The sequence below is a fragment of the Enterobacter sp. SA187 genome (genome assembly GCF_001888805.2).
Taxonomy (GTDB): Bacteria; Pseudomonadota; Gammaproteobacteria; order Enterobacterales; family Enterobacteriaceae; genus Enterobacter_D.
The window spans coordinates 4108082-4133195 of sequence record NZ_CP019113.1 but is presented as its reverse complement, the minus strand read 5'-3'; the positions used below and the strand labels follow the sequence as shown (position 1 = coordinate 4133195).

Sequence of the window (25114 nt, the reverse complement as noted above, 5' to 3'; positions counted from 1 at the left end):
TCCTGTTAACGCTCAGCGCCGCCAGCTCATGGTCATGGATACCGAATCGGCGTAACGCAGGGCGTGAAGTTTATCGATCTCTGCTTCAGCATAGGTCACCCAGCGATGTTCCCGCGCAATATCGAGTACATCCTGGGTTAATTTTTCCAGCAGGGAGAAGCGATTATTCTCCACATGCTGAATAATGCTTTTGGTGATCGTCCGGTAATTCAGCGCATCATTAATGTCTTCGCTGGCGCGCGCTTTCTCCGCCGGATAGTGGATCACCACGTTGATCACGATGTCCTGTCGGTTCGCGATCTCCTCGTCTTTGATGCCGATAAAAGTCCTCAGGCGCAGGTTTTTTATCCGAATAACAGCATCAGGTTGCGGCATGAAATAATTCTCCTTGTAATGAATGGCTCCATCATACACGAGGATTATTGCCGCGCGCAGCGCCCCTAAAGTTGCTGCGCTTTTTGCATTGCCCGCTGGGTAGCGGGGCGATTACGAATGCGCTCAAACCAGTTATTAACCGCGGGAAAATTATTTAAATCAATCCGCTGGCGCTCATGGCTGTTGACCCACGGCCAGGCGGCGATATCCGCGATGCTGTAATGTTCCCCGCCCAGCCAGGGCACCTGCTCAAGGCGTTTGTTCAGTACGTTATAAAGCCGCTGGGTTTCCACCTGATAGCGTTCAATAGCGTAAGGTTCGGGTTTAGGGGCGAAGTGGTTGAAATGATGATTTTGCCCGAGCATCGGGCCGAGGCCGCCCACCTGCCAGAACAGCCATTGCAGCGTTCGGTGCCGCTCGCGCAGCTCGCCGCTCAGCAGCAGGCCGGTTTTCTCTGCCAGATAAAGCAGGATCTCCCCGGACTCGAACAGGCTCAGGGGCGCACCGCCATCTGAAGGCGTATGATCAACAATGGCCGGTATTTTATTATTGGGCGATATTTCCAGAAACTCAGCGCGAAACTGATCGCCTTTGCCGATATTTACCGGTATCAGACGATAATCAAGTTCAGCCTCTTCCAGAAACAAGGTGATTTTATGGCCGTTCGGCGTCGGGGCGTAATAGAGATCGATCATGTCAGCTCCTGTCGTAGCGGTGGCGTCGCAGAATGGAGTATAGGCGTAACACCGGCGTGGTGAGTTTTCCTGAGTGACAGACGTGTCGTAAAGCACTATTTTGAAGGTAAATTCCCTGGTGCGTGAGGTTGTTATGAGCGATGCGGCAATAACGTTATGGTCTGATGCAAATTACTTTTCACCTTATGTTATGTCGGTGTATGTGGCACTGCACGAAAAAGGCCTGCCCTTCACCCTGAAAACGGTGGATCTGGATAGCGGCGAAAATACGCGCCCTGGCTGGCAGGGCTATACGCTGACCCGCCGCGTGCCGGTGCTGGAAATTGACGGTTTCGAGCTCAGTGAATCCTCCGCCATTACCGAATATCTCGACGAGAAGTTCGCCCCGCCTGAATGGGAGCGCATCTATCCCCACGACATGCAAAAACGCGCCCGCGCGCGACAAATCCAGGCCTGGCTGCGCAGCGACCTGATGCCGATCCGTGAAGAGCGCTCCACTGACGTGGTATTCGGGGGCGTGAAAAAAGCGCCGCTCAGCGCCGCTGGTCTGGCAAGCGCTCAAAAACTCTTTGATACTGCCAGCCTGCTGCTTGCTCACGGCAAGCCGAATCTGTTTGGCGAATGGTGCATTGCTGATGCCGATCTGGCGCTGATGCTCAACCGCCTGGTGCTTAATGGCGATGAGGTGCCCGAAGCGCTTGTGGAATACGCGACATTCCAGTGGCAGCGCTCCTCAGTGCAGCGTTATGTCGCACTTTCTGCGCAGCCTTCAGACTGATCGACGGTCAGAGATCCGCTATCATTAGACGGGATTTTTACCACGAGGTTTGCGCAATGAAGCTGATGTTCGCTTCAGACATTCATGGATCGTTACCGGCTACCGAACGCGTGTTGCAACGGTTCGCCGAAAGCGGCGCGCAGTGGCTGGTGCTGCTGGGCGATATACTGAATCACGGGCCGCGAAACGCGCTGCCGGAAGGCTATGCGCCTGCGCAGGTGGCCGGGCGGCTGAACGAGCAGGCGGCGCGCATTATTGCGGTGCGCGGCAACTGCGACAGCGAAGTGGATCAGATGCTGCTGAATTTTCCCATCACCGCGCCCTGGCAACAGGTGCTGATGGATAATCAGCGGTTGTTTCTGACCCACGGGCATCTGTTTGGGCCGGATAATCTGCCGCCGCTGGGAGCGGGAGATGTGCTGGTGTATGGTCATACCCATCTGCCGGTGGCGGAACGGCGTGATGAGATTGTTCATTTTAATCCCGGCTCGGTCAGCATTCCTAAAGGCGGAAATGTCGCCAGCTACGGCATGCTGGATGAAAAGGTTTTGCGTGTAATCGCACTGAATGATCAACGCGTTATTGCACAGGTCACGATTAATCCGTAATTTACCCGACAACCAAAAACGCGTCATAAGAACGCTTAGAGAGAAGGTTTCCTGATGGTGGAACAACGTCATTTTACAGGCACGGAATGGGTAGATATTGTCAACGAAGACAATGAGGTGATAGCGCAGGCCAGCCGCGAACAAATGCGCGCGCAGTGTTTGCGTCATCGCGCGACCTATATCGTCGTGCATGATGGCATGGGCAAAATTCTGGTGCAGCGCCGCACCGAGACCAAAGACTTTATGCCAGGTATGCTGGATGCCACAGCGGGCGGCGTGGTACAGGCGGATGAAGTCTTGCTCGATTCCGCGCGCCGGGAAGCCGAAGAGGAATTAGGCATTGCGGGCGTGCCCCTCGCCGAGCACGGGCAGTTCTATTTCGAAGATGAACACTGCCGCGTCTGGGGCGCGCTGTTCAGCTGTGTATCCCACGGCCCCTTTGCCCTTCAGGAAGATGAAGTCAGCGAAGTATGCTGGATGACGCCGGAAGAGATCACCGCCCGCTGCGATGAGTTCACCCCGGATTCGCTGAAAGCGCTGGCACTGTGGATGACCCGCAATGCCAACAACGATCAGCCAAAGCTGGAAACGGCGCAGTAACCTCAGCAACTCTCCCGCAGACACAGCGTCGAGGCAATAGGCGCGCGTGTCGTCCAGTCATCATCATTCAGTCGCGCCAGCAGGGCGCGACCTGCTTCAATACCAATCTGGCGATGCGGTACGGCGATGGTGGTCAGCGGCGGCTGGCATACCCGGCTGACATCGCTGTCGCCAAAGCCGACAATCGCCAGATCGTCCGGCACTTTGATGCGCCTCCGCTGGCACTCATAGAGCGCGCCGCACGCCAGCTCATCTGACACGCAAACCAGCGCATCCAGCTCCGGCCATGCCAGTAAAAACTCCGGCAGTTGCGCCGCGCCGGTCGAAAAGGTGGGCGGCGCGGCGGCGTTAATTACCCGGTTGGGCGACATATGGTGGCGCAGCATGGCTTTATACCAGCCCTGCAAATGCTGCTGAAAGATCCACTGTTCCTGATTGGCGCACAGCAGGCCGATGTTCTGATAACCGCGCTGGATAAGCGTTTGCGTTAATTCCTGCATGGCGGCGACGTTATCAATGCCGATATTCATATCAATGGGATCGGTTCGCGTCGCGCCGATTTCCATCACCGGAATACTGGCGTTGGTCAGCCAGTGACGCACGGTTTCGCTGTGCTCGACGCTGAGCAAAATGGCGGCGGCCAGGTTCGAGGCCAGCAGCGTTTCCAGCAGCTTTTCTTCCTGCTCCAGCCGGTGCTGCGACTCGGCCAGCATGATCTGGTAGCCCGCCGGTTGCAGCACCTGCTGAAGCCCGGCAAACATTTCCGAACAGCCGGACTCCGCCAGATTGGGCACCACCATCGCAATGGTCCACGACGAGGCGGAGGCGAGGGCGCTGGCCGCCAGATTAGGCAGATAGCCCAGCTCCTGTACCGCCGCCTCAATTTTTTCACGTAGCTTGCCGGAAACCTGCTCGGGCGTCCGCAGCGCACGGGAAACCGTCATGGTGCCGACGCCCGCCAGCTGGGCAACATCCGCCAGCGTCACCTTTCCGGTATTGCGCCGTTTTCGGGTAATAGACATTCTCGTTCCTGCGTAAAGACGATGATCTCAGTGGCTTTTTTCGATTTATTTTATTCGTGGCAAAAGAAGTATACGCCGTATAACCCCATTATTACCGCGATTCAGAACAATGAATGTGATCTGATAGCGCTATCACAATTCTGCACAGTGGTTTTTGATAGCGCTATCTTTGTGACTATCGTCACGGTCAGTCTGCGGATCCTTGCATAAAGTTTGTCCATCTTTTGCCATTAAAGAGGGAAGCAGAGTGCTGGAAACATGGCTTAACGGTCCCACCATTCAACGCCGCGAACGGGTTGATGACTGGCAACAGGCGCTGGCGATCTGCGCGCAGCCGCTGCTGGATGCAGGGGTCATCACGGCGGATTACGTACCGGCCATCATCAGCCAGCAGCAGGCGCTGGGGGCATATTACGTGCTGGCGCCAGGGCTGGCGATGCCCCACGCCCGGCCGGAAGAGGGGGCAAAGGCGCACGGCTTATCACTGTTGAAACTACAGCACGGTGTTTCATTTAACGCCGGGGAATTCGATCCGGTGGATCTGATTATTATGCTCGCGGCAGCCGATAAGCACAGTCACATTGAGATGATCGCCACCCTCGCGGAATTATTTTCCAGCGATCAGGACTTAGCAGAATTACATCAGGCAACCACCCGGGAGGAAATAGAAAACATTATTCAACGCTTTTAGATTTATACACGCTAATGCTTTTATAACATCACGCCATATTGCGTGGTGCGCCTGAACTTTACCCTACGAAAGGTGATAATAATGAAAATTATGGCAATTTGCGGATCCGGCCTCGGCAGCAGTTTTATGGTCGAAATGAATATTAAAAAAGTGCTCAAAAAGCTGAATATTGAGGCGGAGGTGGAACACTCCGATCTCTCCTCCGCCACGCCAGGGGCAGCCGATCTGTTCGTGATGGCGAAAGACATCGCCGCCAGCGCCAGCGTGCCGGACAACCAGCTGGTGGTCATCAACAATATTATCGATATTAATGAGCTGGAAACCAAGCTCCAGACTTATTTTGCCAACCGGTAACTGCATATAAAGCGAGGCGGATATGTTTATCCTTGAAACGCTCAATTTTATTGTTGATATACTGAAAGTGCCGTCAGTGCTGGTGGGCTTAATTGCCTTAATTGGTCTGGTGGCGCAGAAAAAATCCTTTTCGGATGTGGTTAAAGGCACGGTTAAAACCATTCTCGGTTTTATTGTGCTGGGCGGCGGTGCCACGGTATTAGTGGGATCGCTTAATCCATTAGGCGGTATGTTTGAACACGCTTTTAATATTCAGGGGATCATTCCAAATAACGAGGCGATTGTTTCCATTGCGCTGGAAAAATATGGCGCATCGACGGCGCTGATCATGGCCTTTGGTATGGTCGCCAATATTATCGTCGCGCGCTTTACGCGGCTGAAGTACATCTTCCTCACCGGGCACCATACGTTTTACATGGCCTGTATGATCGGCGTGATCCTTACCGTCGCCGGGTTTGAAGGCGTCGGGCTGGTATTTACCGGCTCGCTGATTTTAGGTCTGGTGATGGCCTTCTTCCCGGCCATTGCCCAGCGCTATATGCGGCGTATTACCGGCACCGACGACATCGGCTTTGGTCACTTCGGCACCCTGGGTTATGTGCTGGCTGGCTGGATCGGCAGCGTCTGCGGTAAGGGCTCGCGTTCAACGGAAGAGATGAACCTGCCGAAGAACCTGAGCTTTTTACGCGACAGCTCTATCTCCATCTCGCTCACCATGATCATTATTTATCTCATCATGGCGGTTTGTGCCGGACGTGAATATATCGAAAGCACCATTAGCGGCGGACAGAACTTCCTCGTGTACGCCATTATTCAGGCCATCACCTTTGCCGCCGGGGTATTTATCATTCTCCAGGGCGTGCGTCTGATCCTCGCGGAAATTGTTCCGGCATTTACCGGCTTTTCAGAAAAACTGGTGCCCAATGCCCGCCCGGCGCTGGATTGCCCGGTGGTTTATCCGTATGCGCCCAACGCCGTGCTGATCGGTTTCCTGTTCAGCTTCCTCGGCGGGCTGGTGGGGCTGTTCCTGCTCGGTCAGATGAAACTGGTGCTGATCCTGCCGGGCGTGGTGCCGCACTTCTTTACCGGTGCCACCGCAGGCGTGTTTGGTAACGCTACCGGCGGACGGCGTGGCGCGATGCTGGGCGCGTTTGCCAACGGGCTGTTAATTACCTTCCTGCCAGTGCTGCTGTTGCCGGTGCTGGGGGCCATCGGTTTCGCCAATACCACCTTCTCGGACGCGGATTTCGGCGTGATCGGCATCGTGCTGGGCAATCTGGCGCGCTATCTCTCACCGCTGGCGATCACCGGGCTGGTGGTGGCGCTGTTCGCCGCGCTGGTGGCGTGGAATCTGTTTGCACGAAAAAAACCTGCGGCTGGCGACACGCAGCCCAATAGCGGAGCGAAATTATGAGCAGTATTGCAGAACTGACGCAGCTGGCGCGGGAGATCCGCATCGCCACCCTGAAATCACTGACCACGCTGGGTTTCGGGCATTACGGCGGCAGCATGTCGGTGGTGGAAACCCTGGCGGTATTGTACGGCGAAGTGATGCGTATCGATCCGGCGGATCCCGACTGGCCGCAGCGTGATTACTTCGTCCTGTCGAAGGGGCATGCCGGGCCGGCGCTCTACAGTACTCTCGCCATTAAGGGCTATTTCCCGCTTGAGGAGTTGCAGACCCTTAATCAGAACGGCACACGCCTGCCAAGCCACCCGGATCGGCTGAAAACCCGCGGCGTGGATGCGACCACCGGCTCGCTGGGGCAGGGGATCTCCATCGCGGGCGGCATGGCGTTATCCCATAAGCTGGCCGGGCGCGCGAACCGGGTGTTCTGCATCGTCGGCGACGGCGAGCTGAACGAAGGCCAGTGCTGGGAGGCGTTCCAGTTTATCGCTCATCACCGGCTGAATAACCTGACGGTATTTGTCGACTGGAACAAACAGCAGCTGGACGGCGAGCTGGACGAGATCATCTGCGCCTTCGATCTGGAGGGGAAATTCCGCGCCTTCGGCTATGACGTTTATACCGTTAAAGGCGACGACATTGCCGGGCTGCTGGAGGTAGTGGCGCCGCGACCGGCGGCGGAGGCGCGCCCCAGGGTGGTGATCCTCGACAGCATCAAGGGCCAGGGCGTGCCTTATCTGGAACAGCTCGGCAATTCACACCATTTACGCCTGACGGATGAGATGAAGCAGGCGCTGGATCAGACCATCGCACAACTGGAGGCCGCGCATGATTAAGCTCGCACCCGTCGGGGGAAAAGACGCCGTTGAAATGCGTAAAGTGTACGCCGGATTTGTGGCAGAGCAGATTGAGAGCGGCAGCGATATTATCGCGCTGGAAGCGGATTTGATGAGTTCCATGGCGATGGATGGCGTGCACAAGCGTTATCCGCAGCACGTGATCAACTGCGGCATCATGGAAGCTAACGTCATCGGCACCGCGGCGGGGCTTTCCCTCACTGGGCGTAAACCCTTTGTGCATACCTTTACCGCCTTCGCCAGCCGTCGCTGTTTCGATCAGCTGTTTATGGCGCTGGACTATCAGCGCAATAACGTGAAGGTTATTGCCTCAGATGCGGGGGTGACCGCCTGTCACAATGGCGGCACCCACATGTCCTTCGAGGATATGGGCATTGTGCGCGGGCTGGCGCACTCGGTGGTGCTGGAAGTTACCGACGCGGTGATGTTCGATGATGTGCTGCGCCAGCTGATGACGCTCGACGGCTTTTACTGGCTGCGCACCATCCGTAAACAGGCGGCGACGGTTTATGCGCCCGGCTCGGTTTTTACCATCGGCAAAGGCAACGTGCTGCGCGATGGCAGCGACATCACGCTTATCGCGAACGGCATTATGGTGGCGGAAGCGTTGCAAGCCGCAGAGACGCTGGCGCAGGAGGGTGTCAGCGCGGCGGTGATCGACATGTTCACGCTAAAACCCATTGACCGGATGCTGATCAAAAACTACGCCGAGAAAACCGGCAAAGTGGTGACCTGTGAAAACCACAGTATTCACAACGGACTGGGTTCTGCGGTGGCGGAAGTGCTGGTGGAAACCTGCCCGGTGCCGATGCGTCGCGTCGGGGTTAAAGGGCGGTACGGCCAGGTGGGCACCCAGGATTTCCTGCAAAAAGAGTATGGCCTGACGGCGCAGGATATTGTCACGGCGGCGCGGGAGTTGTTGTAAATAAAAAGGCGACCTGTATGGGGTCGCCTTTCTTGCCGGATGGCGCTTCGCTTATCCGGCCTACAAAACCGTAGGCCCGGTAAGCGTTAGCGCCACCGGGCGTCCGGTATTACTGCTGCTGCGAAGACTGGATCGCCGTCAGGGCGATGGTGTAGACAATATCGTCTACCAGCGCGCCACGGGACAGGTCGTTCACCGGCTTACGCATACCCTGCAGCATCGGCCCGATGGAGATCAGGTCGGCAGAACGCTGTACCGCTTTGTAAGTGGTGTTACCGGTATTCAGATCCGGGAAGATGAACACGGTAGCACGACCCGCAACCGGCGAGTTCGGCGCTTTGGATTTCGCCACGTCAGCCATTACTGCTGCGTCATACTGCAACGGACCGTCGATAACCAGATCCGGACGTTTTTCCTGAGCGATACGGGTCGCTTCGCGGACTTTCTCTACGTCGCTACCTGCACCAGAGTTACCGGTGGAGTAGGAGAGCATTGCCACGCGCGGCTCGATACCGAAGGCCACGGCGGAGTCAGCGGACTGGATAGCGATCTCTGCCAGCTGTTCAGCGGTCGGATCCGGGTTGATCGCGCAGTCACCGTAAACATAAACCTGTTCCGGCAGCAGCATGAAGAACACGGAAGAGACCAGCGAGCTACCCGGCGCGGTTTTGATCAGCTGTAACGGCGGACGGATGGTGTTCGCGGTGGTGTGAACCGCACCGGAAACCAGACCGTCAACTTCGTCCTGCTCCAGCATCAGCGTACCCAGCACCACGTTGTCTTCCAGCTGTTCGCGGGCAACGGCTTCGGTCATGCCTTTGTTCTTACGCAGCTCAACCAGACGGGCAACGTAGCTTTCACGCACCACTTCCGGATCGACGATTTCAATGCCAGCGCCCAGCTCTACGCCCTGGGATGCCGCAACGCGGTTGATTTCGTCCGGGTTACCCAGCAGCACACAGGTGGCGATGCCGCGCTCTGCGCAGATGGCAGCCGCTTTAACGGTACGCGGCTCGTCGCCTTCCGGCAGCACAACGCGTTTGCCAGCCTGACGGGCCAGCTCGGTCAGCTGATAGCGGAACGCTGGCGGAGAGAGACGACGGCTACGCTCGGAGGTGGCGGTCAGGGACTCGATCCAGTCAGCATTGATGTAGCTGGCAACGTATTCCTGAACTTTCTCGATACGCTGGTGGTCATCAGCCGGCACTTCGAGGTTGAAGCTTTGCAGGCTCAGGGAGGTCTGCCAGGTGTTGGTGTTCACCATGAATACCGGCAGGCCGGTGGCGAAAGCACGTTCACACAGTTTGGCGACGCGGGCGTCCATTTCATAAGCGCCGGTCAGCAGGATAGCGCCGATTTCCACGCCGTTCATCGCGGCGAGGCAGGCGGCCACCAGCACGTCAGGACGGTCTGCAGACGTCACCAGCAGGGAGCCCGGACGGAAATGTTCCAGCATGTGCGGAATGCTGCGCGCGCAGAAAGTCACGGACTTCACGCGGCGGGTATTGATGTCGCCTTCGTTAACGATGGTGGCGTTCAGGTGACGCGCCATATCGATAGCACGGGTGGCGATCAGATCGAAGCTCCACGGCACTGCGCCCAGCACTGGCAGCGCGCTGGAGTGTTGCAGCTGGGTCGGATCGATATTGCTGACCTGCGCTTTGGAAGAGTCGTCGAAAATCTCGGACAGATCCGGGCGGGTACGACCCTGCTCGTCAACCGGGGCATTCAGCTTGTTAACGATAACGCCGGTAATGTTGGCGTTTTTCGCGCCGCCGAAGCTGCTGCGGGTCAGTTCAATACGCTCTTTGATCTGCTCCGCCGTATCGGTGCCCTGGGACATGACAAACACGATTTCGGCATTCAGGGTTTTGGCGATTTCATAGTTCAGCGACTGGGCGAACTGATGCTTACGCGTCGGCACCAGGCCTTCAACCAGCACCACTTCCGCGTCTTTCGCGCTTTCGTGGTAGCGGGCGATGATCTCTTCCATCAGCACATCTTTCTGGTTGCTGGAGAGCAGAGATTCCACGTGGCTCATTTTCAGCGGTTCCGCAGCCGGCAGGCCGGAGTTTGCGCGCACGATGGTGGTGGTCTGGTCAGGGGCATCGCCGCCAGCGCGCGGCTGGGCGATAGGTTTGAACACGCTCAGACGAACGCCTTTGCGTTCCATTGCACGGATCACACCGAGGCTGACGCTGGTCAGGCCGACGCTGGTTCCGGTAGGGATGAGCATAATAATACGGGACACGATTTATCCTCTTTCGTTACCGCCGCTGCGGGCGGAAGATAAAACAGCACCGCCAGCGTTGGCTGGCGGTGTGGTGAATCAGGCAGTCAGACGGTTAGCGTCTTGTGCGATGACCAGCTCTTCGTTGGTCGGGATAACCATCGCCGGGGTGGTGCCTTCTTTGTTGATGAAACCGGATTTGCCGAAGCGGGCAGCCAGGTTACGTTCATGATCAACATCGAAGCCCAGAACGCCCAGTTTGCCCAGGGACAGTTCACGCACCATTGCGGCGTTTTCACCGATACCGCCGGTGAAGACAACGGCGTCCAGACGGCCGTCCATCAGCGCAGTGTAAGAGCCGATGTATTTCGCCAGACGGTGGCAGTAAACGTCCATTGCACGTTTAGCGTCCGCTTTTTCTGCGTAGTTGTCTTCAACATAACGGCAGTCGCTGGTGACTTCGGTCAGACCCAGCAGGCCGGACTGTTTGGTCAGCATGGTGTTGATGTCATCAACGCTCATGCCCAGGTTATCGTGCAGGAAGAAGATAATAGCCGGATCCAGGTCACCGGTACGGGTGCCCATTACCAGGCCTTCCAGCGGGGTCAGACCCATGGAAGTATCGACACACTCGCCGTTGCGGATAGCGGAAACAGAACCGCCGTTACCCAGGTGGCAGGTGATGATGTTCAGTTCTGCTACCGGCTTGTTCAGCATTTTGGCCGCTTCTTGCGTCACGAAGTAGTGGCTGGTGCCGTGGAAACCGTAACGACGAACGCCGTGCTCTTTGTACAGGTTGTACGGCAGGGCATAGAGGTAAGACTCTTCCGGCATGGTCTGATGGAACGCGGTGTCGAACACTGCCACGTTTTTGTCTTTCAGATGCGGGAAGGATTTCAGTGCTTCGGTAATGCCGATCAGATGAGCCGGGTTATGCAGCGGTGCGAACGGCGCGGCGTCTTTGATACCCTGGATCACGGACTCGTCGATGATTACGGAGCTGGTGAATTTTTCACCGCCGTGGACGATACGGTGACCAATCGCGGTCAGCTGCGCAGACAGTTCTGGTTTTTGTGCCAGAATAGTGTTAACGATAAAGTTCAGCGCTTCACTGTGAGCGGCACCTGCACCTAAAGCCGCTTCTTGTTTATTGCCGTCCATTTTCCATTTCAGGCGGGCTTCAGGAAGATGGAAACATTCGGCTAAACCAGAAAGGTACTCTTCACCGTTTACAGCATCGATAATTGCGAATTTCAGTGAGGAGCTACCGCAGTTCAGAACCAGTACTAACTTACTCGACATGGAAGTACCTATTATTGATACGTGGCTAAAAAAACGTCAGTGAGTCTCACAGCGTAGCGTATGATGACGCTGACATTTATGATTAACATCATGCTCAGTTAACTTTTTGGCACGATGAAAGGGAATACAGATAATTTTATGCCATTTTGTACAAATTTCAGGCAGTGGCATAATATTCATTAAATTGACGATGTTTGATTCGTCGTCTATGGCCAAATCAGGCTGAAACAGGATACCTGATAGCAGCGTGGTATGACAAAATATTTTGAACGTTGTCCCGAGCAGTTGTTGTTTTGCACAAATTTTTTAATTTTTATATGTGAAGTTGAGGTAACGCCATGTCTGCACCTGAAGATCGCCATGTGAGCTTTTTCAGCCTGTTTCGTCGGGGACAGCATTATGCGAAAACCTGGCCCATGGAAAAGAGCCTCGCTCCGCTTTTTGTTGAAAACCGCACGATCCGCGTTACGCGCTACGCCATTCGCTTTATGCCGCCCCTCGCGGTATTCACCCTTTGCTGGCAGATCGCCCTTGGCGGTCAACTTGGTCCGGCGGTGGCCACCGCGCTTTTTGCGCTGAGCCTGCCGATGCAGGGCCTGTGGTGGCTGGGCAAGCGTTCGGTCACGCCATTACCGCCCTCCATTCTGCAATGGTTTTATGAAGTGCGGGGCAAACTCCAGGAGGCCGGGCAGGCGCTGGCCCCTGTTGAAGGCAAACCCGATTATCAGGCGCTGGCTGACACGCTTAAGCGCGCCTTCAAACAACTGGATAAAACTTTCCTGGATGATTTGTAATTCGCCCATGATTACGCATATAAAGAAGGCACATAATTTATGTGCCTCTTTTTTTTGCCGTGAAGTAATGAGGAGTAACGAATGGAAATGACCAACGCCCAACGCCTGATCCTGTCGAATCAGTACAAAATGATGACCATGCTGGATCCCAATAATGCCGAGCGTTACCGCCGTCTGCAAACCATCGTGGAACGCGGCTTTGGCCTGCAAATGCGCGAACTGGATCGTGAATTCGGCGAGCTGTCGGAAGAGACCTGCCGGGTGGTGATCGACATTATGGAGATGTATCACGCGCTGCACGTATCCTGGACCAACCTGAAAGACGCGCAGACGATTGACGAGCGTCGGGTCACTTTTCTCGGCTTCGATGCGGCGACAGAATCCCGTTACCTCAGCTATGTTCGCTTTATGGTGAACACCGAAGGGCGTTACACCGATTTCGATGCCGGTACGCATGGCTTCAATGCACAAACCCCGATGTGGGAAAAATACCAGCGTATGCTGGGCGCATGGCATGCCTGCCCGCGTCAGTACCATCTGAGCGCCAACGAAATTAACCAGATTATTAACGCCTGAGGACCTGCCTGTGCTGTGTAAAGGATTTTTGTTTGACCTGGATGGCACGCTGGTGGACTCGCTGCCAGCCGTTGAGCGGGCGTGGTGTAACTGGGCGGACCGTTTTGGCATCGCGCATGACGAGGTGCTGAATTTCATCCACGGCAAACAGGCCATCACCTCGCTGCGTCACTTTATGAAAGGACGCAGTGAAGAGGAGATCGCCGCGGAATTCACCCGTCTGGAAGGCATCGAAGCCAGCGACACCACCGGTATCATCGCGCTGCCGGGGGCGGTGGCGCTGCTGACGCATCTCGACGCGCTGGACATTCCCTGGGCGATCGTGACGTCCGGATCGATGCCGGTCGCCCGTGCGCGGCATCAGGCCGCCGGTTTACCCTCGCCGAAAGTATTTGTCACCGCCGAACAGGTGAAACGCGGCAAACCGGAGCCGGACGCCTATCTGCTGGGAGCGGAGCTGCTCGGCCTGCCAGCGGAAAACTGTGTGGTGGTGGAAGATGCCTCCGCCGGGATCCTCTCCGGGCTGGCGGCGGGCTGCCATGTCATTTCCGTTAACGCCCCGGAAAACTCACCGCGTCTTGATGAAGTGGATTTTGCGCTGCAAAGCCTGGAGGCGCTGGTCATCACCCGGCGGCCGGACGGTGAAGTAGAAGTACAAATTAACGCCTGATCCCATGATTTAGCCCCGTTCCGACGGGGCTTTTTTATGGCACAATAATTACCCTCTCAACGAATAAGGATATAGGGTGAACGGGGAATTAATTTGGGTTCTTTGCCTTCTGGGCGTGGCCATTGTACTTTTTGCTACCGGCAAGGTGCGCATGGATGCCGTCGCGCTGCTGGTGATCATCGCCTTCGTACTTAGTGGAACCTTAACGCTCAGCGAAGCCTTTTCCGGCTTCAGCGATCCTAACGTCATTCTTATCGCCGCGCTCTTTGTGATGGGCGACGGTCTGGTACGTACCGGCGTCGCCACCAGTATGGGCGCGTGGCTGGTTAAGGTGGCGGGCAGCAGCGAAACCAGAATGCTGGTGATGTTGATGATCACCGTTGCGGGCCTCGGCGCCTTCATGAGCTCAACCGGCGTGGTCGCCATATTTATTCCCGTCGTGCTCAGCGTCTCCATACGCATGAAAATCTCGCCGTCGCGGTTGATGATGCCGCTCAGCTTTGCCGGGCTTATCAGCGGCATGATGACGCTGGTCGCCACACCGCCGAACCTGGTGGTGAACAGCGAATTGTTGCGCGAGGGGCTGACGGGCTTTAACTTTTTCAGCGTCACGCCGCTGGGGCTGGCGATCCTCGGGCTTGGCATCCTGTACATGCTGATAATGCGCTTTGCGCTGAAAGGCGAGCAGCCGGAGCATCAGCGCGACGGCTGGAAGCGCCGCACCTTTCGCGACTTAATTAAAGAGTATCGCCTGACCGGGCGCGCACGGCGTCTGGCGATCCGCCCCGGCTCGCCGATGATCGGCCAGCGGCTGGACGATCTGAAACTGCGCGAGCGCTACGGCGCGAACGTCATCGGCGTCGAGCGCTGGCGGCATTTTCGCCGCGTGATGGTCAACGTTAACGGCGTGTCGGAATTCCGCGCCCGCGATGTGCTGCTGATCGATATGTCGGCGGCGGATGTTGATTTGCGTGAGTTTTGCAGCGAGCAGCAGCTGGAGCCGATGATCCTGCGCGGCGAGTATTTTTCCGACCAGGCGCTGGATGTGGGCATGGCGGAAGTGTCGTTGATCCCCAATTCCGAGCTTATCGGTAAAACGGTACGTGAAATCGGCTTTCGCAGTCGTTACGGCCTGAACGTGGTGGGTATCAAGCGCGACGGCAGCGCCCTTGAGGGGGCCATCGTCGATGAGCCGCTGGCGCTGGGGGATATTTTTCTGGTGATCGGCAACTGGAAGCTGATTTCCGCGCTGGGGCAGAAGGGCCGCGATTTTGTGGTGCTGAATATGCCGGTGGAGGAGAGCGATGCCTCCCCCGCGCACAGCCAGGCGCCCCATGCCATTTTTTGTCTGGTGCTGATGATCGCCCTGATGCTGACCGATGAGATCCCCAATCCCATCGCGGCCATTATCGCCTGTCTGCTGATGGGCAAGTTCCGCTGTATCGACGCGGAAAGCGCCTGGAAAGCCATTCACTGGCCGAGCATTATTCTTATCGTCGGCATGATGCCCTTTGCGCTGGCGCTGCAAAAGACCGGCGGCGTGGATCTGGCAGTAAAAGGGCTGATGCAGTTCGGCGGCGGCTACGGGCCGCACATGATGCTGCTTTGTCTGTTTGTCCTCTGCGCCACCATTGGCCTTTTTATTTCCAATACCGCCACGGCGGTACTGATGGCGCCTATTGCGCTGGCGACTGCCAAATCCATGGAATTATCGCCATACCCCTTCGCCATGATGGTGGCGATGGCGGCCTCTGCCGCCTTTATGACGCCGGTCTCCTCGCCGGTGAATACCTTAGTGCTGGGACCGGGGAATTATAAGTTCAGCGATTTTGTGAAGATTGGCGTGCCGTTCACCCTGATCGTGATGGTGGTGTGCGTAGTGTTGATCCCGGTGTTGTTCCCGTTTTGAGGTATGAGGGGATATTTTGCCGGGTGGCGACTGCGTTTTACCCGACCTACGATTTGGTGTGAAATCACAGGCCCGGCAAGCGCAGCGCCGCCGGGCAGGGCGGTCAGAGTGGAGAATCCTGGCTGATCTCATCCAGCGACAGCTGAAAACTCGGTACAAATACTGCCATAAAATAATCCATCTCCTCGCTGCGTCGCGCGGCGAGGGTTTTTTCCAGCCGCGACTTCGCCAGCAAAAATTCATTATTTCCGGCAGACAGCTCTTCCAGACATTTCAGGTAGGCGCACAGGGCATCCGCCTGTTTGACGATCAGCTTTTCGTCTTCGCTGTACTGGTGCTCGTCGATCAGCGGCGCAAAAATATCCCGCAGCTCTTCCGGCACCATATCCACCAGCTTCTGCTGGGCGATTTTCTCAATTGCTTTGTATTCCTGGGCGATCTGCGTATTGAAATATTTTACCGGGGTAGGGAGATCGCCGGTCAGCACTTCCGAGGCGTCGTGATACATCGCCAGCAGCGCAATACGCTCGGCATTGACGTTGCCGTTAAATTTGCGGTTTTTGATCGCCGCCAGCGCATGGGCAACCATCGCCACCTGCAAACTATGCTCAGAGACGTTTTCCGTGCGCACATTGCGCATCAGCGGCCAGCGATTGATTAATTTAAGACGGGAAAGATGGGCGAAGAAATGACTTTGACTCATGGGTAACCTGCCGGTGGCAACAACGTAAAGCCATTGTGCCCGCAGAGCGGGGGAAGATGCAAACTTCCCCCTTGCGTATGTTACTGGCGATAACCCGACAGGAAGCGACCAAAGCGGGTGATGGACATTTCCAGATCGTCAAGACGCGGCAGCGTCACGATGCGCACATGATCCGGCCACGGCCAGTTAAACGCCGTTCCCTGCACCAGCAGCACCTTTTCCTGCAACAGGAAATCGAGCACCATTTTCTGGTCGTCGTGAATATTGAAGCGTTTCGCATCAATTTTCGGGAACATATAGAGCGCGCCTTTCGGCTTGGTGCAGGAGACGCCAGGAATATCGTTGATCAGCTCCCATGCGCGGTTGCGCTGCTCGTACAGGCGTCCGCCCGGCACGATAAACTCGCTGATGCTCTGATAGCCACCCAGCGCGGTCTGAATGGCGTGCTGCGCCGGAACGTTGGCGCACAGGCGCATTGACGCCAGCATCTCCAGCCCTTCGATATAACCTTTAGCGTGTGTTTTCGGGCCGTTCAGTACCATCCAGCCCTGACGGAAGCCCGCCACGCGGTAGGTTTTGGACAGACCGTTAAAGGTGATGGTCAGCAGATCCGGCGCCAGTGGCGCAATGGAGTGGTGTTCTGCCTCGTCATAGAGAATTTTGTCGTAGATCTCATCGGCGAAGATGATCAGGTTATGCTGACGGGCGATCTCGACGATCTCCAGCAGCAGCTCTTTTGAATAAACCGCGCCGGTCGGGTTGTTCGGGTTAATGATCACGATGCCGCGGGTACGGGGCGTGATTTTCGCGCGAATATCGTCAAGATCCGGGAACCAGTCGGAAGACTCGTCGCAAATATAGTGCACGGCTTTACCGCTGGAGAGCGCGACGGCGGCGGTCCATAATGGGTAGTCCGGCGCGGGCACCAGCATTTCATCACCGCTGTTCAGCAGCGCCTGCATGGACTGCACGATAAGTTCAGACACGCCGTTGCCGATATAAATATCTTCCACGGTGACGTCGCGCATGCCGCGTGCCTGATAGTGCTGCATGATCGCTTTACGGGCGGAATATAATCCCTTGGAATCGCAATATCCCTGGGCGGTCGGGAGATTACGAATAACGTCAACAAGGATCTCGTCCGGCGCTTCAAAGCCAAAAGGCGCGGGGTTGCCGATATTGAGCTTAAGAACTTTATTGCCTTCTTCTTCGAGGCGTTTTGCTTCTTTAAGCACCGGGCCACGAATGTCGTAACAGACGTTATCTAACTTGCTGGATTTTTCGATGGGTGACATGAACCTTTGACCTTTTAGCTGTTATTGGCCACTCCCTGCCGTGGAAGTCAGCACCGAATAATGTACTCCGCCGGGTGGCAGTTTAGAAGGCTTTACAGAAGAAGATTTTGCGGCCTTTCGTCAGTCGCTGGCAGAGGTTAACGCTGCGCGGGGGAGTGGTTGTCCAGTTAAAATTCCTGTTTAATTTGCAGTGAAAGCGCTTGATCTTGGCTTAAAGGAAATCACGGGAGTTTTAGTCTGATATTCGTTGAGGCCGTTATATCAGCGTGTTTGCGGCATGAACTGGATTAGACGGAATCAAAACCGTGCGCCCGCTATTGTTCAGCAGTATTAATGAATTCTCAATTTATCAATTAATATTTATTTAATATTATGATTGAAAAATCAGGGTGACGGTAAATATCAATAAGTCTAAGCTACGTCTCCGGTCTTCGTTAGCATCAGAACATTCCCAATAACACTTATGAAAATAAGGTTTTTGCGGTAAGATGCCTGTAACAAATGCCGGATACGTATGGCTTTTTTTGGTTGTCATATCTATTACAAAATTCAATTCATTGTTATTACAGGATTTTATTTTGTAATCGATAATAAAAACGTTGGGGTTCAGGTATTGCGGTACCCGCGTGAAAACGCAAACGAATGTAAACTGAGATAAAGATTTTACCGGTAAATGTTTGTTTACTTATATCAATGCTAACCCGAGCAGTCGAAAATAAGACCATAAGCGGGATTTGCCAGATAAGCCCGCAAAATAGATGCCCTGACCTGCGTCAAATCCACCCTGGACCATGACGTTGCTGGATGCATGTTTTAAATGGAATTACTTCTTTCTTACGAATACAGCAAATACCGGGCGGCTCATCGAGGGCGACCTGGGAGTGAAAAAATATGATAAATGCAAATCGTCCGATACTAAATCTCGACCTCGATCTGCTGAGAACTTTTGTTGCGGTTGCCGATCTTAACACTTTCGCAGCGGCAGCGGCGGCAGTTTGCCGCACACAGTCAGCGGTCAGTCAGCAAATGCAACGCCTTGAGCAGCTGGTGGGGAAAGAGCTGTTTGCCCGTCATGGTCGCAACAAACTGTTGACTGAACATGGCATCCAGTTGCTGGGCTATGCGCGAAAAATTCTGCGCTTTAATGATGAAGCCTGCACCTCGTTGATGTTCAGTAATATCCAGGGCGTGTTGACCATCGGCGCGTCTGACGAATCCGCAGATACCATACTGCCGTTTTTGTTAAATCGCATCAGCACGGTCTATCCGAAAATTGCTCTGGATGTGCGCGTTAAACGCACGCCCTATATTCTGGAGATGCTGGAAAGTAATGAAGTGGATCTGGTGGTCAGCACCCACCGGCCTGCGCAATTCGAATCCCTGACCCTGCGCCGTTCGCCAACCCACTGGTACTGCGCCGCGGAATACGTTCTGCAAAAAGGGGAGTCGCTGCCGCTGGTGCTGCTGGAGGATCCGAGCGTACTGCGCGATACGGTTATTCACACGCTGAATGCGGCAGATATTCCCTGGCGCATGGCGTATGTGGCCTCAACCCTTGCGGCAGTCAAAGCCGCGGTGAAAGCCGGACTGGGGGTCACTGCCCGGCCGGTAGAAATGATGAGTCCGGATCTGCGCGTGCTGGGCCCGGCCGACGGTCTGCCGCCGCTGGCCGACACGGAATACGTACTCTGCCATAACCCGCAGGCAGAGAGCGAACTGGCGCAGGTTGTCTTCCAGGCGATGGAAAATTATCACACGCCCTGGCAGTACAGCACCGTTACTCCGCAAGAGGGTGGGGATCCCTTTATTGTCGAGCAGGATCTTGAGTAACAACTGTGCTGTAAACTCGTAACAAAATGTAATTACGCAAAACAAACCAATGGCGGCAATAATGCCGCCTTTGGTTTGAAAACCTCACTATCCCATCAGTTTTAATCTTAAATCATCATTTATATCTATATATATCATTATGTTAATGATTGGCGTTTTGCTATATCCCTGCCCGTAATGGTCTTATTCATAGCTGCTGTTCATGTTAAAAAACGAGCTGGTTTGTTGCTGTTTTTTTGGGTGAATTAACAAAAGCGTGTCACAGATCAAGAAAATACTCCCATTTAGGGGGAGGAATCCTGGGGAAATCCTGTCAAAATAAGAGGGTAATTTTTGTTTAACCTCACAACGGACACGATTCAACAGGGTAAAAATGCTCCCGGCGTTTTACCACTGGCGAATAAAAAGGCATTAAATGTTAATGAAATGTCTTGGATGTAAACTAATGTGAGGTAACTTTTGTTAAAGTTGACAAAAGGTTATAGAAAGGAGTAAAAAACCACATCATTTTACTGTCTACGGCACTACTCGCAGTAAATGTATGGTTTTTTTTGTTCCTCCCTTAAATCGATGTGGCGTTCATCTGCCAGCAAGAGCAGAGGTTTCAGCGCTACTTTTTGAGTTAAGCAATGCGTATGTCAACATCCACTGAAGTTATCGCTCATCACTGGGCATTCGCTATCTTTCTTATTGTTGCTATAGGCCTGTGCTGCCTGATGTTGGTAGGCGGCTGGTTCTTGGGCGGTAGGGCCCGCGCCAGGCATAAGAACACGCCGTTTGAATCGGGTATCGATTCCGTCGGCACGGCTCGCCTGCGCTTGTCTGCCAAGTTCTATCTGGTAGCCATGTTCTTCGTCATCTTCGACGTGGAAGCGCTCTATCTCTACGCATGGTCAACCTCTATCCGTGAAAGCGGTTGGGTCGGCTTTGTCGAGGCCGCAATTTTCATTTTAGTGCTACTGGCGGGTTTGGTTTATCTGGTGCGTATTGGCGCGCTGGACTGGACACCTGTGCGTTCGCGTCGCGAGCGTATGAACCCTGAAATCACCGGTAACACTAACCGTCAAGGCTAACCGCGAGGCAATAAGATGGATTACACGCTCACCCGCATAGATCCTAACGGTGAGAACGACCGTTACCCCCTGCAAAAACAGGAGATCGTAACAGACCCCCTGGAGCAGGAAGTGAACCGTAGCGTGTTCATGGGCAAGCTCGAAAATGTCCTGCACGATATGGTCAACTGGGGCCGCAAAAACTCAATCTGGCCTTATAACTTTGGCCTGTCCTGCTGCTACGTTGAAATGGTGACCTCCTTTACGGCGGTGCACGACGTGGCGCGTTTCGGCGCTGAAGTATTGCGTGCGTCCCCGCGTCAGGCTGACCTGATGGTTATCGCCGGCACACCTTTCACCAAAATGGCCCCGGTCATTCAGCGTCTTTATGACCAGATGCTTGAGCCAAAATGGGTGATCTCCATGGGTGCCTGCGCCAACTCCGGCGGCATGTACGACATTTACTCCGTGGTGCAGGGCGTTGACAAATTCCTCCCGGTGGATGTGTACATTCCTGGCTGTCCGCCGCGCCCGGAAGCGTATATGCAGGCACTGATGCTGTTGCAGGAATCGATTGGTAAAGAACGTCGTCCGCTCTCCTGGGTGGTTGGCGATCAGGGCGTTTATCGCGCCAACATGCAGTCAGAGCGCGAGCGCAAACGCGGTGAACGCATTGCTGTAACCAATCTGCGTTCTCCTGACGAGATTTAATTTGCGCCTGCGGGCTGTGGAGAAACCCTTCGCATATCAAAACAAATAGCGCGAAGCCACGCCCGACAGTCACCACGGACCATTTGCAATGGTGAACACTATGACCGACTTAACCGCGCAAGACGCCGCATGGCAGACCAGGGACCATCTCGATGACCCGATCATCGGCGAACTGCGCAACCGTTTTGGGCCGGATGCCTTTACCGTTCAGGCGACCCGCACCGGGGTACCCGTTGTCTGGGTGAAGCGTGAACAATTGCTGGAAGTTGGCGATTTCTTAAAGAAAGTGCCGAAACCGTACGTCATGCTGTTCGATTTACACGGCATGGACGAACGTCTGCGCACCCACCGTGACGGGTTACCCGCCGCGGATTTTTCCGTTTTCTATCACCTGATTTCCTTCGATCGCAACCGCGATATCATGCTGAAGGTGGCGCTGTCAGAAAACGATCTGAATGTGCCGACCTTCACCAAACTTTTCCCGAACGCCAACTGGTATGAGCGTGAAACCTGGGAAATGTTCGGTATCAATATCGAAGGCCACCCGCACCTGACGCGCATCATGATGCCGCAGACCTGGACCGGCCACCCGCTACGCAAAGACTACCCGGCGCGCGCCACCGAATTCGATCCATTTGAGCTGACCAAAGCCAAACAGGATCTGGAGATGGAAGCGCTGACCTTCAAGCCGGAAGACTGGGGCATGAAACGCGGTACCGATAACGAGGACTTTATGTTCCTTAACCTCGGTCCGAACCACCCGTCTGCGCACGGTGCATTCCGTATTATCCTGCAGCTCGACGGCGAAGAGATCGTCGATTGCGTCCCGGATATCGGCTATCACCACCGCGGCGCGGAAAAAATGGGCGAGCGCCAGTCCTGGCACAGCTACATTCCGTATACCGACCGTATCGAATACCTCGGCGGCTGCGTTAACGAAATGCCTTACGTGCTGGCGGTTGAAAAACTGGCGGGCATTAAAGTGCCTGAACGCGTCGATGTGATCCGCGTGATGCTCTCTGAGCTGTTCCGCATCAACAGCCACCTGCTGTACATCTCGACCTTTATTCAGGACGTGGGCGCGATGACGCCGGTCTTCTTCGCCTTTACCGATCGTCAGAAAATCTACGATCTGGTGGAAGCGATCACCGGCTTCCGTATGCACCCGGCCTGGTTCCGCATTGGCGGTGTCGCGCACGATCTGCCGCGCGGCTGGGATCGCCTGCTGCGTGAATTCCTCGACTGGATGCCGAAGCGTCTGGCTTCCTATGAGAAAGCCGCGCTGCGTAACAGCATTCTGAAAGGCCGCTCCCAGGGCGTGGCCGCTTACGGCGCGAAAGAAGCGCTGGAGTGGGGCACCACCGGCGCGGGCCTGCGTGCGACCGGCATCAACTTCGACGTGCGTAAGGCGCGTCCGTACTCCGGTTATGAGAACTTCGACTTTGAAGTGCCGGTAGGCGGCGGGGTAAGCGACAGCTATACCCGCGTAATGCTGAAAGTTGAAGAGCTGCGCCAGAGTCTGCGCATCCTTGAGCAGTGCCTCAATAACATGCCGGAAGGCCCGTTCAAAGCGGATCACCCGCTGACCACGCCGCCGCCGAAAGAGCGCACGCTGCAACATATCGAAACCCTGATTACTCACTTCCTGCAGGTTTCCTGGGGTCCGGTCATGCCGGCCAACGAATCCTTCCAGATGATTGAAGCAACCAAGGGTATTAACAGTTACTACCTGACCAGCGACGGCAGCACCATGAGCTACCGCACCCGTGTGCGTACGCCAAGCTTCCCGCATTTGCAGCAGATCCCGTCAGCGATCCGCGGCAGCCTGGTATCCGACCTTATCGTCTATCTGGGTAGTATCGATTTTGTTATGTCAGATGTGGACCGCTAATTATGCACGAGAATCAACAACCACAGACCGAGGCTTTCGAGCTGAGTGCCCTCGAGCGCGATGCCATTGAGCACGAGAAGCACCACTACGAAGACCCGCGTGCGGCGTCCATTGAAGCGCTGAAAATCGTTCAGAAACAGCGTGGCTGGGTGCCGGATGGCGCGATCTATGCGATCGCAGAAGTGCTGGATATTCCGGCAAGTGATGTGGAAGGCGTGGCGACGTTCTACAGCCAGATCTTCCGTCAGCCGGTTGGCCGCCATGTGATCCGCTATTGCGACAGCGTAGTGTGTCACATCACCGGCTACCAGGGCATTCAGTCGGCAATTGAGCAGAAGCTCAATATCAAGCCGGGGCAGACGACCTTCGACGGTCGCTTTACGCTGCTGCCGACCTGCTGCCTGGGTAACTGCGACAAAGGTCCGAGCATGATGATTGATGAGGATACTCACAGCCATCTGACGCCGGAGGCGATCCCTGAGCTGCTGGAGCGGTATAAATGAAAAACATTATCCGTACTCCCGAAACCCATCCGCTGACCTGGCGTCTGCGTGATGACAAACAGCCGGTATGGCTTGAAGAATACCAGAGCAAAAATGGCTATGAAGGCGCGCGTAAAGCGCTGACCGGCATGGCACCGGACGATATCGTTAACGCCGTAAAAGACTCAGGTCTGAAAGGGCGCGGCGGCGCGGGCTTCTCCACCGGCCTTAAGTGGAGCCTGATGCCGAAAGACGAATCCATGAACATCCGTTACCTGCTGTGTAACGCCGATGAAATGGAGCCGGGCACCTATAAAGACCGTCTGCTGATGGAGCAACTGCCGCACCTGCTGGTGGAAGGCATGCTCATTTCCGCGTTCGCGCTGAAAGCATACCGTGGCTATATCTTCCTGCGTGGCGAATACATCGAAGCAGCCGTGCACTTGCGCCGTGCGATTGCCGAAGCGACCGAAGCCGGTCTGCTTGGCAAAAACATCCTCGGCAGCGGTTTTGACTTCGAACTTTTCGTGCACACCGGGGCAGGGCGTTACATTTGCGGTGAAGAAACCGCGCTGATTAACTCCCTTGAAGGCCGCCGCGCGAACCCGCGTTCCAAGCCGCCGTTCCCGGCAAGCTCCGGCGTATGGGGTAAACCGACCTGCGTTAACAACGTTGAAACGCTGTGTAACGTACCGGCTATCCTCGCGAACGGCGTGGAGTGGTATCAGGGCATCTCGACCAGCAAAGATGCCGGCACCAAACTGATGGGCTTCTCCGGCCGCGTGAAAAATCCGGGCGTGTGGGAACTACCGTTCGGCACCACCGCGCGTGAAATTCTCGAAGATTACGCGGGCGGCATGCGCGATGGCCTGAAATTCAAAGCCTGGCAGCCGGGCGGCGCGGGAACTGACTTCTTAACCGAAGCGCATCTCGATCTGCCAATGGAATTCGAAAGCATCGGCAAAGCGGGCAGCCGTTTAGGTACGGCGCTGGCGATGGCGGTGGATCACGAGATCGGCATGGTTGGCCTGGTGCGTAACCTGGAAGAGTTCTTTGCCCGTGAGTCCTGTGGCTGGTGTACGCCGTGCCGCGATGGTCTGCCATGGAGCGTGAAAATTCTGCGTGCCATTGAGCGTGGCGAAGGCCAGCCAGGGGATATCGAGACACTTGAGCAACTGTGTCGTTTCCTCGGGCCGGGTAAAACCTTCTGCGCACACGCGCCGGGCGCGGTTGAACCGCTGCAAAGCGCGATTAAATATTTCCGCGAAGAATTCGAAGCTGGCATCAAACAGCCGTTCAGCAATACCCATGCAATCAACGGTATTCAGCCGAACCTGTTGAAAGCCCGCTGGTGAA

At 55.4% G+C, this 25114-nt stretch carries 25 protein-coding genes; 18 read left to right on the top strand and 7 right to left on the bottom strand.

The genetic code is table 11. The features are described from left to right. Nucleotides 1–12: 12 nt before the first annotated feature. Both folX and yfcG read right to left on the bottom strand, forming a co-directional pair. A complete protein-coding gene (gene folX / locus BMF08_RS19825) occupies nt 13–375 on the bottom strand; it encodes a dihydroneopterin triphosphate 2'-epimerase (protein ID WP_072569227.1) in 363 nt (120 codons plus the stop codon). A 65-nt stretch (nt 376–440) separates the two neighbouring features. After that, on the bottom strand, nt 441–1070 hold the full coding sequence (yfcG, locus tag BMF08_RS19820; protein WP_072569226.1) for a GSH-dependent disulfide bond oxidoreductase: 630 nt from the start codon (nt 1068–1070) through the stop codon (nt 441–443). Nucleotides 1071–1203: 133 nt separating this feature from the next. Here yfcG and yfcF point away from each other — a divergent pair, with 133 nt between their 5' ends. Genes yfcF through yfcD form a run of 3 tightly spaced genes read left to right on the top strand, consistent with a single transcriptional unit; the run spans nt 1204 to nt 3056 of the window. Continuing rightward, nucleotides 1204–1848 carry a glutathione transferase gene (gene yfcF, locus BMF08_RS19815; RefSeq protein WP_072569225.1) on the top strand — a complete coding sequence of 215 codons (645 nt, stop codon included), beginning with the start codon at nt 1204–1206 and terminating at the stop codon, nt 1846–1848. A 56-nt stretch (nt 1849–1904) separates the two neighbouring features. Beyond that, complete coding sequence (gene yfcE, locus BMF08_RS19810) at nt 1905–2456, top strand: phosphodiesterase (protein ID WP_072569224.1); 552 nt, start codon at nt 1905–1907, stop codon at nt 2454–2456. 57 nt (nt 2457–2513) lie between these two features. Then, on the top strand, nt 2514–3056 hold the full coding sequence (gene yfcD / locus BMF08_RS19805; protein WP_072569494.1) for an NUDIX hydrolase YfcD: 543 nt from the start codon (nt 2514–2516) through the stop codon (nt 3054–3056). Nucleotides 3057–3058: 2 nt separating this feature from the next. Here yfcD and BMF08_RS19800 read toward each other — a convergent pair whose 3' ends face one another. Continuing rightward, on the bottom strand, nt 3059–4078 hold the full coding sequence (locus BMF08_RS19800) for a LacI family DNA-binding transcriptional regulator (RefSeq protein WP_072569223.1): 1020 nt from the start codon (nt 4076–4078) through the stop codon (nt 3059–3061). A gap of 247 nt (nt 4079–4325) precedes the next feature. Here BMF08_RS19800 and BMF08_RS19795 point away from each other — a divergent pair, with 247 nt between their 5' ends. The 5 genes from BMF08_RS19795 (at nt 4326) to BMF08_RS19775 (ending at nt 8313) form a co-directional block, all read left to right on the top strand. Further along, nucleotides 4326–4769, top strand: coding sequence for a PTS sugar transporter subunit IIA (locus BMF08_RS19795; protein ID WP_072569222.1), 444 nt, complete (start codon nt 4326–4328; stop codon nt 4767–4769). Nucleotides 4770–4850: 81 nt separating this feature from the next. Further along, the gene (locus BMF08_RS19790) at nt 4851–5123 is read left to right on the top strand and encodes a PTS sugar transporter subunit IIB (protein ID WP_072569221.1); all 273 of its coding nucleotides are present in this window, start codon (nt 4851–4853) and stop codon (nt 5121–5123) included. Nucleotides 5124–5145: 22 nt separating this feature from the next. After that, nucleotides 5146–6537: a PTS ascorbate transporter subunit IIC gene (locus BMF08_RS19785; RefSeq protein ID WP_072569220.1), complete on the top strand. Its 1392-nt coding sequence runs from the start codon at nt 5146–5148 to the stop codon at nt 6535–6537. Continuing rightward, nucleotides 6534–7367: a transketolase gene (locus tag BMF08_RS19780; protein WP_072569219.1), complete on the top strand. Its 834-nt coding sequence runs from the start codon at nt 6534–6536 to the stop codon at nt 7365–7367. Before BMF08_RS19785 ends, BMF08_RS19780 begins: the two co-directional genes overlap by 4 nt. Next, complete coding sequence (locus BMF08_RS19775; protein WP_072569218.1) at nt 7360–8313, top strand: transketolase family protein; 954 nt, start codon at nt 7360–7362, stop codon at nt 8311–8313. Before BMF08_RS19780 ends, BMF08_RS19775 begins: the two co-directional genes overlap by 8 nt. Before the next feature lie 109 nt (nt 8314–8422). Here the strand turns inward: BMF08_RS19775 and pta are convergent, their stop codons facing one another. After that, on the bottom strand, nt 8423–10564 hold the full coding sequence (gene pta / locus BMF08_RS19770) for a phosphate acetyltransferase (RefSeq protein ID WP_072569217.1): 2142 nt from the start codon (nt 10562–10564) through the stop codon (nt 8423–8425). 78 nt (nt 10565–10642) lie between these two features. Further along, the gene (gene ackA / locus BMF08_RS19765; RefSeq protein WP_072569216.1) at nt 10643–11845 is read right to left on the bottom strand and encodes an acetate kinase; all 1203 of its coding nucleotides are present in this window, start codon (nt 11843–11845) and stop codon (nt 10643–10645) included. A gap of 338 nt (nt 11846–12183) precedes the next feature. On the opposite strand from ackA, the gene yfbV reads away from it, so the two are divergent. From yfbV to BMF08_RS19745, 4 genes are all read left to right on the top strand, one after another. Beyond that, nucleotides 12184–12639 carry a terminus macrodomain insulation protein YfbV gene (yfbV, locus tag BMF08_RS19760; RefSeq protein ID WP_072569215.1) on the top strand — a complete coding sequence of 152 codons (456 nt, stop codon included), beginning with the start codon at nt 12184–12186 and terminating at the stop codon, nt 12637–12639. Nucleotides 12640–12720: 81 nt separating this feature from the next. Next, a complete protein-coding gene (locus BMF08_RS19755; protein ID WP_072569214.1) occupies nt 12721–13215 on the top strand; it encodes a YfbU family protein in 495 nt (164 codons plus the stop codon). A 4-nt stretch (nt 13216–13219) separates the two neighbouring features. After that, nucleotides 13220–13885, top strand: coding sequence for a sugar phosphatase (locus tag BMF08_RS19750; protein ID WP_318377283.1), 666 nt, complete (start codon nt 13220–13222; stop codon nt 13883–13885). A 76-nt stretch (nt 13886–13961) separates the two neighbouring features. Further along, nucleotides 13962–15794: an SLC13 family permease gene (locus tag BMF08_RS19745; protein ID WP_072569212.1), complete on the top strand. Its 1833-nt coding sequence runs from the start codon at nt 13962–13964 to the stop codon at nt 15792–15794. 103 nt (nt 15795–15897) lie between these two features. Here the strand turns inward: BMF08_RS19745 and yfbR are convergent, their stop codons facing one another. Continuing rightward, the gene (gene yfbR, locus BMF08_RS19740; protein WP_072569211.1) at nt 15898–16497 is read right to left on the bottom strand and encodes a 5'-deoxynucleotidase; all 600 of its coding nucleotides are present in this window, start codon (nt 16495–16497) and stop codon (nt 15898–15900) included. 80 nt (nt 16498–16577) lie between these two features. Further along, a complete protein-coding gene (gene alaA / locus BMF08_RS19735) occupies nt 16578–17792 on the bottom strand; it encodes an alanine transaminase AlaA (RefSeq protein ID WP_072569210.1) in 1215 nt (404 codons plus the stop codon). An 891-nt stretch (nt 17793–18683) separates the two neighbouring features. Here alaA and lrhA point away from each other — a divergent pair. From lrhA to nuoF, 6 genes are all read left to right on the top strand, one after another. Continuing rightward, nucleotides 18684–19622, top strand: coding sequence for a transcriptional regulator LrhA (gene lrhA, locus BMF08_RS19730; RefSeq protein ID WP_072569209.1), 939 nt, complete (start codon nt 18684–18686; stop codon nt 19620–19622). A 629-nt stretch (nt 19623–20251) separates the two neighbouring features. After that, nucleotides 20252–20695, top strand: a complete 444-nt coding sequence (gene nuoA / locus BMF08_RS19720; protein WP_072569207.1) for an NADH-quinone oxidoreductase subunit NuoA — start codon at nt 20252–20254, stop codon at nt 20693–20695. 15 nt (nt 20696–20710) lie between these two features. After that, nucleotides 20711–21385 (top strand): NADH-quinone oxidoreductase subunit NuoB, encoded by a 675-nt coding sequence (gene nuoB / locus BMF08_RS19715; RefSeq protein ID WP_072569206.1) that lies wholly within the window; start codon nt 20711–20713, stop codon nt 21383–21385. An 88-nt stretch (nt 21386–21473) separates the two neighbouring features. After that, nucleotides 21474–23276, top strand: a complete 1803-nt coding sequence (gene nuoC / locus BMF08_RS19710; protein ID WP_099458775.1) for an NADH-quinone oxidoreductase subunit C/D — start codon at nt 21474–21476, stop codon at nt 23274–23276. A gap of 2 nt (nt 23277–23278) precedes the next feature. Further along, nucleotides 23279–23779 carry an NADH-quinone oxidoreductase subunit NuoE gene (nuoE, locus tag BMF08_RS19705; protein ID WP_072569205.1) on the top strand — a complete coding sequence of 167 codons (501 nt, stop codon included), beginning with the start codon at nt 23279–23281 and terminating at the stop codon, nt 23777–23779. Beyond that, complete coding sequence (gene nuoF / locus BMF08_RS19700) at nt 23776–25113, top strand: NADH-quinone oxidoreductase subunit NuoF (protein WP_072569204.1); 1338 nt, start codon at nt 23776–23778, stop codon at nt 25111–25113. The genes nuoE and nuoF overlap by 4 nt, the downstream gene beginning before the upstream one ends. The last annotated feature ends 1 nt before the right edge of the window (nt 25114 follow it).

Excerpts from the sequence above, each read along its gene's own strand:
- alaA (WP_072569210.1), bottom strand. The coding sequence starts at position 17,792 with ATGTCACCCATCGAAAAATCCAGCAAGTTAGATAACGTCTGTTACGAC.
- BMF08_RS19785 (WP_072569220.1), top strand. The coding sequence starts at position 5,146 with ATGTTTATCCTTGAAACGCTCAATTTTATTGTTGATATACTGAAAGTG.
- BMF08_RS19800 (WP_072569223.1), bottom strand. The coding sequence starts at position 4,078 with ATGTCTATTACCCGAAAACGGCGCAATACCGGAAAGGTGACGCTGGCG.
- yfcG (WP_072569226.1), bottom strand. The coding sequence starts at position 1,070 with ATGATCGATCTCTATTACGCCCCGACGCCGAACGGCCATAAAATCACC.
- nuoE (WP_072569205.1), top strand. The coding sequence starts at position 23,279 with ATGCACGAGAATCAACAACCACAGACCGAGGCTTTCGAGCTGAGTGCC.
- BMF08_RS19780 (WP_072569219.1), top strand. The coding sequence starts at position 6,534 with ATGAGCAGTATTGCAGAACTGACGCAGCTGGCGCGGGAGATCCGCATC.
- lrhA (WP_072569209.1), top strand. The coding sequence starts at position 18,684 with ATGATAAATGCAAATCGTCCGATACTAAATCTCGACCTCGATCTGCTG.
- BMF08_RS19755 (WP_072569214.1), top strand. The coding sequence starts at position 12,721 with ATGGAAATGACCAACGCCCAACGCCTGATCCTGTCGAATCAGTACAAA.
- nuoC (WP_099458775.1), top strand. The coding sequence starts at position 21,474 with ATGGTGAACACTATGACCGACTTAACCGCGCAAGACGCCGCATGGCAG.
- folX (WP_072569227.1), bottom strand. The coding sequence starts at position 375 with ATGCCGCAACCTGATGCTGTTATTCGGATAAAAAACCTGCGCCTGAGG.
- nuoB (WP_072569206.1), top strand. The coding sequence starts at position 20,711 with ATGGATTACACGCTCACCCGCATAGATCCTAACGGTGAGAACGACCGT.
- yfcE (WP_072569224.1), top strand. The coding sequence starts at position 1,905 with ATGAAGCTGATGTTCGCTTCAGACATTCATGGATCGTTACCGGCTACC.
- yfbV (WP_072569215.1), top strand. The coding sequence starts at position 12,184 with ATGTCTGCACCTGAAGATCGCCATGTGAGCTTTTTCAGCCTGTTTCGT.
- BMF08_RS19775 (WP_072569218.1), top strand. The coding sequence starts at position 7,360 with ATGATTAAGCTCGCACCCGTCGGGGGAAAAGACGCCGTTGAAATGCGT.
- yfbR (WP_072569211.1), bottom strand. The coding sequence starts at position 16,497 with ATGAGTCAAAGTCATTTCTTCGCCCATCTTTCCCGTCTTAAATTAATC.
- nuoA (WP_072569207.1), top strand. The coding sequence starts at position 20,252 with ATGCGTATGTCAACATCCACTGAAGTTATCGCTCATCACTGGGCATTC.
- ackA (WP_072569216.1), bottom strand. The coding sequence starts at position 11,845 with ATGTCGAGTAAGTTAGTACTGGTTCTGAACTGCGGTAGCTCCTCACTG.
- nuoF (WP_072569204.1), top strand. The coding sequence starts at position 23,776 with ATGAAAAACATTATCCGTACTCCCGAAACCCATCCGCTGACCTGGCGT.
- BMF08_RS19790 (WP_072569221.1), top strand. The coding sequence starts at position 4,851 with ATGAAAATTATGGCAATTTGCGGATCCGGCCTCGGCAGCAGTTTTATG.
- yfcF (WP_072569225.1), top strand. The coding sequence starts at position 1,204 with ATGAGCGATGCGGCAATAACGTTATGGTCTGATGCAAATTACTTTTCA.